The following is a 7625-nucleotide window of genomic DNA, read 5'->3' as shown; positions in this document are numbered from 1 at the left end:
AACGGGCTGAACGGGTTCCATGGTAGGGGCGGTTCGCTACCCGCCCCTACGTGGGTTCCAACGGTAAGGGTGAGATATGTAGGGGCCAGGTTTGTGACCCGCCCCTGCATAACCTACTGCTCCAGCCAGACGTCGTGGATCTTGACAGACGCGTCGGACGGGTACTTGACCCACTTCGCGTCAGGGAACTCGGCCCACATTACGCTCGATTGTACGAAGTGGTACGACGGATTGGCCGCGGTGCGGACTCCACCGAGAACGTTCTCCATGTAGAGCCGCTGTGCCTGCTGGTACAGGTAGTTCTGGTCCGCGGGGTCAAACGTCTGCGCGGCCTTCTTCACGAGGCGGTCGATCTCGATCTGGGCATCGCTGGTGCCGTAGCCGCCGTTATTCCAGTATCCGCCGTAGCCGAGGTAGGAGTTGAACGTTCCCGACGGGTGCGGCCTAAGACCGAACCCTCTCAGCGAGAAGCTGGCCTCCTTGGTAACGAAGGTGCGCTTGGCCTCGTCACCACCTCCGATGTCCATCTCCACCTTGAACCCAACAGCTTCATAGTACGCTTTGGAGATCTCTGCGCGGCGTATGTTGTTGGCGCTGGACGACGTAGTAATGGTGATAGGTTGCTCGGGCAGATCGTGGCAGCCAAGAGCCTTCTGCTCTTCGGTGCACGTGAACGCTGACATCATGCTGATTGGCAGGGAGATGCCCTTCTCGGCTGCGTACTCTTCGAGCAACTCTTTGGCCTTCTCCGGGTTGTACGCAAACGGGTACTCATCCTCAGGAACCTGGAAACTCGCTGCGTGAGCGGGCGGTACCAGCGAGCCGCGATAGGGGAATCCTTCACCACCACTCATCGCCTGGTTCCACGCGTGGCGGTCCATAGCCATCTGTGCAGCCTGGCGCACCCTGATGTCGTCGAAGGGCGCCCTGGCGGCATTGAAGTGGTCCATCCTGGGACCGGCGAATCCCTTGAATTCCTGTATGCCGGGCACGGAGCGGGACGCCGCTATTGCGTCCAAAGCCGATTGGGATATGCCCGCGAGATGAATGTTATCGGACTGCAAAGCCGCTGCACGCACCTGGTCATCCGGGATCACAACCCACCGCCAGCCATCCAGATATGGTAGGCCATCACGATGGTAGTCCTCGAACTTCACATAGTCTATGTGGCTGCCGGAGACCCACTCATCAACCATGAACGGGCCGGTCGACACGGTGCCATTGGCTTCCAGGTCATCCTTGCCGCGCTCATTGAACGCCGTCGGTGAGACCGGCATTCCAGCGGTCATGCCGAGGTTGGTGATAATGGGCGCGAACACGTCACTGGTTGTAATGGCAACCGTCAGGTTATCGATGACTTCAACGTTCTCAATGGCCTGAATAGCGGGACGGGTAACCGCGCCGTTGTTCTCGTCCAGAACGAATTCGAGGCTGAACTTAACCGAGTCGGCGTTAACCTCCGTTCCATCGTGGAACAGGATGCCCGGCTTAAGGTCAAACGTGATTGTCTTCTTGTCCTCACTCATTGAGAACGACTCGGCGATAGACTTCTCAGGCCTCCACTCGGAGTCCGGGCCGTACGCCGTGAGCGGATCGCCCACCGTCATGCACCACGCAGCACACGCTCCACCGCTGTAGGTGAGGTGGAACAAGTGCTCGACGTTAGGGGCAAGACCGTACATCAGGATGCCGCCATAACGGTCATCCATGCCCATCATGTCGGTCTCGACCATGGCTGGTGTGGGTATGGCCATTGCAACAGCGGACTGCACCGCAGCCTCGATGTCTGCCTGGGTAACGCCGGGCCTGTCGGCCAGCGCCCTGCCTATGGCTTCAGAGACCTCGGCCTCGGTCAGGCCGGGGGTCTGCTGCGTGAGAGCTTCTGCAATGGCGCTAGCCATCTGGCCCTCGGTCACACCAGGCCTTTCAGCCAGTGCGCCGGCAATGGCATCTGCGACCTGGGCCTCCGTGACACCAGGCTGGGCCTCAAGCGCCCTGGCAATGGTGTTGGCTACCTGGGCCTCGGTGACGCCCGGCTGAGCTGCCAACGCCGACTGAACGGCCGAGGCGACATCTTCTGGAGTCGCTCCTGCCGGCTGTGAACTCATTGCGTTCTGGATAAGGGCTGCAAAATCTGGAGTCGGCTCCGGAGCAACCGTCTCACTGCTCGAACAGGCTGCAGCCAATAGCGACAGCATCAACGCTGTCACCAGAATCATCACCAATCGCGTACTTCTCATTCCAGCCTCCTCGTTGCTCTACAAGCCGAGATCGTAGCTATTCATGTGCCTCTCGACCATTCATTGGCGGCCAGTATACGACAAAAGAGAGAGAATGTGATTTTCGGCAAGAAGCGGGAACGGTGTAAGCTTCTGGTGCAATCGAACCGACCCCGTATCGTAGTACGGGCAGGCGTTGGGAGACTCTGAAATGAACAGGTTCCTCATATTCAGAACTATGGACTTGCAGGCGCGGGAGGCGATGCTTCAGCGCATCGAGCGACTTACGGAACTTCCCCTCCTGCTGTTGTCCTTCGCAATGATTCCGTTGCTGCTCGGCCCCCTGATGTGGGAACTCTCAGACTACGATGAGGGGCTTTTCTTCACGCTTGACGTGTTCATATGGGCGTTGTTCGCAGCAGACCTCATTGCGAAGCTGGCAATAGCCCCGGACAGGGTGGCATACGCAAGGCGCCACTGGCTGGAAGTGCTTATCGTTCTGATCCCATTCATTCGACCCCTGCGAATTCTACGCCTGTTCATGTTCGGTGCGCGGGCGTTTGGCGGCGCGAGGCGGCTGGTCAACGTCGACTTCCTGCTTGTGTACGCGATTGGCATGGTGATCGTCGCGGCCACGTTTGTGACTTCGGTCGAGCGGGGCCACGATTCGATCACATCGTTCCCCGACGCGCTGTGGTGGTCTTTTGTGACAGTGACTACTGTCGGCTACGGCGACCTGTCGCCGGTCACACCAATTGGACGCGCGATTGCAATTGTGCTCATGCTGGTCGGAATCGGGCTGTTCGGTGGTCTGACGGCAAATCTGGCATCTGCGATCGTAAAGTCCGAGGACAATGTAGAAGACAAGGTCGACGCTCTTCTGGAGGAGGTACGCGAGCTTCGCACGCAGGTCGGAGAACTGGGGACGGTCACCGAGGACCCAGTCCAGCCCACAGCTTCGCCAGGGCCCTCGTTCCTTCAGGGGTTTTCATTGCCCGGCACCGCTAATATAATCCGAGGGCGGTTATCAGGAGCCATCAACAGGCTGAGCCGCAGGCGCGCCTCGGGGGAAAGAGGCGCCCAGCAACCCGAATTAGCAGTTGAACCCAGAGGTGTAGATATGCCCGATGCACAGACGTTCCGACAGGCGTGGGGGAAGTTCGCTACCGGCGTCTCCATCGTCACCACGGCCGATTCGGAAGGCAACGTGCACGGAATGACCGCCAATGGGATCAACTCAGTGTCGCTTGACCCGCTGCTGGTACTGGTGTGCGCAGGCCACACGACGACTTCATATCCCCTCATCAGGGACTCCCGCCGCTTCGCCATAAACATTCTCAGCGAAGACCAGCAGGACATAGCCGCATACTACGCCCGTCCCACCGACCAGAAGACCGGCGACCTGGATATCGACATTAGGCAGACCGAGCACGGGGGGTTTACTGTGGAGGGCAGCCTGGCGCAGATGGACTGCCGCGTGGTCACCGAGCACGAGGCCGGCGACCACACGATCTTCATCGGCGCGGTCGAGGAGATCAACGTCTCCGACGGAAGGCCGCTACTCTTCTTCGAGGGACGCTTCGGTCAGATAGCCGAGGGGTAGGGGCAGGTTTGAAACCTGCATCTACCGGTTGCGCCAGCTCAGGGCTTGGTCCACGATGTCCAGCCCGGCCATCTCGCTCCATGCGGCGAGCATCTGCCTGCTGATCGGACCGGGTATCTCATCGCCCACCGTGCGCTTGTCCACTGTGCTGACAGGAAGCAACTGGTAGCTGGAGCTTGTCATGAATGCCTCATCGGCTGTGTAGGCGTCGTACGGCTGCAGGTCCTCTTCAACGACCTCAATTTGAAGCTGCTCGGCCAGTTCGAGCGCGACCACCCGCGAAATGCCCTGCAGGATGCTGTTGTCCTTGGACGTCCTGATGACATTGTCCGTGACGATGAAGAAGTTGGACGCCACGCTCTCCGTAATGTTGCCCCGCTGATCGAGCATGATGGGATATGCGTGAGGATCGACGTCAGCGACCTGGAGCTGCGCCTGGACGAAGTTACCCCGGCTGTAGTGCTTGGCCTTTGGGTCAATCGAATCGCTGCTGTAGCTGCGCGCACTTGGGATTACAGTCGCGGCGCCCACCTCATAGTAGTGCGCGTATGAGGCAAAATCGACGGGGGTTACGATGTTGACGACGGCTGGTGTGAGGTCGTCTGTGACGTTTCCCTGTGAGCCTGTGGTCGTCGCACCTCGTGTTACAACCTGCCTCACCATGAAGTCGCCGACCGATGCGCGCGCCTCTTCATTGCGCTGTACGAGTTCAAGAGTCACCTCCGTCATCTCGTCCTGGGTCATGCCGGCGTCCATGCGGGCGTACTGCAGCGATCTGTAGAGCCTGTCCATGTGGTCTTCAAGTCGGAAGACCTTGCCATCGAAAGTGCGCTCGACATCGAACACAGCGTCCCCCATGGTAAAGCCGCGATCGAACAGGTCGATCACTACCTCGTTGTTCGGGACCCACTCGCCGTTGAAATAAGCCGTGAACTCTGACATTCTGCACCTCCAGTTACCGTATCCAGCGATACTTCTTCGTGACTGATCGCGATTGTACCAGTCCCAAACGAATTCCGGGCGGACATCCTGCCGACACCGCTCTTTGGCTGTATGGCACCCGAGTTTCGTCTAACGTGCGAGGGCCAGAAACCCAGGCGACGGCTCCTGCACTTTCAGCATCTCTGACTTCTGTGCTACGCTGTAGTCGGTGGCATCACCCAGAGCTCCTTCGGTCGCCCCTTGGTACCCCAGTTCACCCTCCGGTTCCTCCCCTGCTTCCCTACGGATCTCCTAAGGCGTATTTACGTCCGGTGAAGTGCCGCCTCCGTCTAATAGATCTGTAGTAGTTGCTATAAATAGGAGGAGATCAAAATGATGAACTACCAGGACAGAACCTTGACGTGCGTAGAGTGTGGCAATGGGTTCACCTTTTCCGCTGACGATCAGGCCTATCATGCCGAGAAGGGCTACACGAACGAGCCCAGGCGCTGCCCGTCCTGCCGCCAGGCGCGACGCGGTCAGCGTGACAGGGGTGGATTCGGCGGCGGCGGATTCGGTCAGGATACACGGGAAATGCACCCGGCAGTATGCGCCGAGTGCGGCAAGGACACCACCGTACCTTTCAGGCCTCGGGGAGACCGCCCGGTCTATTGCAATGACTGCTTCAGGAGCCGCCGCTCACAGGCCCCGTCAAGACGATTCTAGATCTACACCGGCCCCTTAACACTAGGAGAATTCTATGAGACTTTGGCCATTCGCCAAGCGGGCACGCAAGCTTACAAACCAATTACAGCACGCGTTGTTGATGAAATTTGGCGTTCAGGCCGGGGACTCCTTTGATATGCGCTACGTGTCCAAGCGTGGCAGGCTTGGCTCTGGGCCAGTGACGCGGGTCTGCATTTTCAATCCGACCCTGCTTTCTGCCCCAGAGCTCGCGAAGTGCACTTATGAGAATCTCATGGATCTGGGTAAGGGCCTGCTCTTTACCGGCCATATTTTGGAGAGCATTGAGTTTTCGAGCGCCGACTCAGTCATTCTCTACGATCGCCGTGCATAGGTTCAGAGCTTCCTAATAGAGACCTCGAACCAGACTGAAACAGCTTCGGCAACGGGCCGATTTCTTGACAACGTAATTTGCCCGTTGCTACGATTTCGATTGCTCAAATCCCTTCCTGTAGTGAAACAGGCTGATGCTGGTTCCCCCCTTGGACTTCGATTCGTCGTCCCACTTTGTCTTAACAGGGATTTTGGCGTGGGGCGGACACCCGGAGTTGTCCCACGTAAAGTGTCTGCGTTGCCGTGGGTGTGACAGGGAGTACCCTGTCGAAGCCCTCAATGCGTGCGATTTCTGCTTTGGACCGCTGGAAGTAGAGTACGACTACAACAGCATCTCCAGGGTAGTGAGCCGCGAAAGCATCACAGAGGGCCCCAACACCATGTGGAGGTACCACGACTTCCTTCCGGTTGACGCGGACAAGGCACTCGACATGGGCACGGGGTTCACGCCCCTGATTCATGCAAAGAATCTCGGCCGCCGGCTTGGACTAGAGAACCTCTACATCAAGAACGACAGCGTCAACCCAACGTTCTCTTTCAAGGACAGAGTCGTATCGGTCGCGGCCGCAAAGGCGCTGGAGTTCGAGTTCGACACCCTGGCGTGCGCATCGACCGGCAACCTGATGGGATCGGTCGCCGCACACGGCGCCAAGGCCGGCGTCCCGACGATGGTCTTCTTCCCGGCAAACCTGGAGAAGGGCAAGGTCCTGGGCGCAGGCATCTACGGCGCGACACTGATCGCGGTGGACGGCACTTACGACCAGGTCAACAGGCTTTGCAGCGAGCTCGCCGACAACCACCGGTGGGCCTTCGTCAACGTAAACATGCGACCTTACTATGCAGAGGGCAGCAAGACCCTCGGCTACGAGGTCGCCGAGCAGCTCGACTGGCAAGCCCCGGACCACTGCATAGTGCCGGGCGCGTCGGGTGAGCTTTTCACCAAGATACACAAGGGCCTGACAGAGATGGTCGACGTTGGGCTTATCGACGAAGTCGACACCCACATGCACATCGCCCAGGCTGAGGGATGCGCTCCCATAGTCCAGGCATACGACAGGGGCGACACTGAAGTGCTGCCCGTTCGCCCGGACACAATTGCGAAGTCTCTAGCGATCGGCAACCCGGCATCGGGGCCATTTGCGCTGAGGACGATCAAGGAGTCGGACGGCTCCGGGGTGATCGCGCTGGAGAGCGAGGTCGCCGAGGGCATTAAGCTGCTCGCCGAGACCGAGGGCATATTCACAGAGACTGCTGGCGGCGTGGTGATCTCAGGGCTTAAACGCCTGATCGAAAGGGGCCTTATAGGCTCCGAGGACGTCACCGTCGCCTACATCACGGGCAACGGCCTGAAGACGCTCGAAGTCGTCGAACCGGTCGTGGAGACGGTCCAGATTGCGCCCACTTACGACTCGTTCGAACAGACAATGGCGGCGAGGGCCAGGTAGTTTCGCCGGGCTGAAGGAGGCGAGGGATGGCTAGAAGGCGCGTCAAATTCACATTCCCTACCGATCTGATCACAGACCCGATCATCTACGAGCTCGGACACCGATTCAAGGTAGTCACCAACATACGGCGCGCCGATGTCCGTGAGGACATGGGGTGGGTCGTACTGGAGCTCGAGGGCTCCGAAGACGAAGTAGCCAACGGTCTCGAATGGGTCACGAGCACCGGTGTACGTGTAGACCCCGTAAGCGGCGACGTGATCGAAGGCTAGACTTCACACAAGATTCCAAAAAGAGGTTTGGGAGGTCCCAACGGATATGGCTATTACGGTGAGGATACCGACTCCGCTTCGCAGAGTTACG

General features: G+C 58.9%; 7 protein-coding genes. 5 read left to right on the top strand and 2 right to left on the bottom strand.

Translation table 11 applies throughout. The features are described from left to right. Positions 1 to 113: 113 nt before the first annotated feature. Positions 114 to 2240: a hypothetical protein gene (locus J4G14_07875; protein ID MCE2457721.1), complete on the bottom strand. Its 2127-nt coding sequence runs from the start codon at positions 2238 to 2240 to the stop codon at positions 114 to 116. A gap of 190 nt (positions 2241 to 2430) precedes the next feature. Here J4G14_07875 and J4G14_07870 point away from each other — a divergent pair, with 190 nt between their 5' ends. Then, on the top strand, positions 2431 to 3822 hold the full coding sequence (locus J4G14_07870) for a flavin reductase (GenBank protein MCE2457720.1): 1392 nt from the start codon (positions 2431 to 2433) through the stop codon (positions 3820 to 3822). Between the two features lie 21 nt (positions 3823 to 3843). Here the strand turns inward: J4G14_07870 and J4G14_07865 are convergent, their stop codons facing one another. Next, positions 3844 to 4764, bottom strand: a complete 921-nt coding sequence (locus J4G14_07865; protein ID MCE2457719.1) for an aminotransferase class IV — start codon at positions 4762 to 4764, stop codon at positions 3844 to 3846. 375 nt (positions 4765 to 5139) lie between these two features. Here J4G14_07865 and J4G14_07860 point away from each other — a divergent pair, with 375 nt between their 5' ends. The 4 genes from J4G14_07860 to J4G14_07845 all read left to right on the top strand — a co-directional run bounded on the left by J4G14_07860 (position 5140) and on the right by J4G14_07845 (position 7534). Continuing rightward, a complete protein-coding gene (locus J4G14_07860) occupies positions 5140 to 5469 on the top strand; it encodes a zinc-ribbon domain containing protein (protein MCE2457718.1) in 330 nt (109 codons plus the stop codon). 34 nt (positions 5470 to 5503) lie between these two features. After that, positions 5504 to 5821, top strand: a complete 318-nt coding sequence (locus tag J4G14_07855) for a hypothetical protein (protein ID MCE2457717.1) — start codon at positions 5504 to 5506, stop codon at positions 5819 to 5821. A 133-nt stretch (positions 5822 to 5954) separates the two neighbouring features. Continuing rightward, entirely contained in the window at positions 5955 to 7265 is a 1311-nt protein-coding gene (locus J4G14_07850) for a threonine synthase (protein MCE2457716.1), read from the top strand. A gap of 26 nt (positions 7266 to 7291) precedes the next feature. Continuing rightward, the gene (locus J4G14_07845; protein ID MCE2457715.1) at positions 7292 to 7534 is read left to right on the top strand and encodes an NIL domain-containing protein; all 243 of its coding nucleotides are present in this window, start codon (positions 7292 to 7294) and stop codon (positions 7532 to 7534) included. Positions 7535 to 7625 lie beyond the last annotated feature (91 nt).

It is taken from the genome of Dehalococcoidia bacterium (assembly GCA_021295915.1).
GTDB lineage: Bacteria > Chloroflexota > Dehalococcoidia > Lucifugimonadales > UBA1123 > VXRN01.
This window is presented reverse-complemented; position numbering and strand designations above follow the sequence as displayed.